Origin of the sequence: Cellulomonas hominis, from assembly GCF_005239125.1 — a bacterium.
Classification (GTDB): Bacteria; Actinomycetota; Actinomycetes; order Actinomycetales; family Cellulomonadaceae; genus Cellulomonas; species Cellulomonas hominis_A.
In genome coordinates, this window is sequence record NZ_SZYE01000381.1 from 1 (window position 1) to 665 (window position 665).

The window sequence follows — 665 nt, forward strand, 5'->3', positions numbered from 1 at the left end:
CCGGGCGGTGCTGTGGCTGGACGCCGAGGCCGCCGGCCCCGAGCCGTGGGCCGCCGTGCTCGACCAGCTCGTCGAGGCCGGGCTCCTGGACGCCCGCGCCGCCGGCGCCGCGCAGTCGGCGGCCCGCCGCGGCGGACGTGCGGTGGCCGGCGAGGTGGCCGGTGCCCTGCGGTCGCTGGCGTCGCCGGTGCTGCTGGTGCTCGACGGCTACGAGGCGGTGTCCTCGCCCCGCGTCGACCACGACCTGGTCGAGGTGATCGCCGGCACCGACCACCTGCACGTCGCGGTCACCACCCGTGGGTCCCAGGACCGGTTGCTCGCCGCGGCCGCGGTCCGCGTCGACGTCGCGGTCCTCGGACCGGAGGACCTGCGCCTGGCGGAGGACGAGGTGGCCGAGGTGCTCGCCCGCGCCGGCCAGGCCCCGGACGCCGCCGGGCGGGTGCGCGCGGCCACCGACGGCCTGGGCCTGCTGGTGCGGACCGTGGCGCTCGCCGGGGCGGCCGGCCACGTGGACCTGCGCACCGCGCCGCACGACGCGCTGGTCGAGGTCGCCGGCGATCACCTCGACCAGGTCGTGGTCGACGCGGGGCGAGGACACCGCCTCGTAGCCGTCGAGCACCAGCAGCACCGGCGACGCCAGCGACCGCAGGGCACCGGCCACCTCG

General features: G+C 79.2%; 1 protein-coding gene. It reads left to right on the plus strand.

What is annotated here, in order from left to right; translation table 11 throughout:
- A partial coding sequence (locus FA014_RS20455) for a hypothetical protein (protein ID WP_230323472.1) occupies window positions 1-665 on the plus strand: 665 nt, incomplete at both ends.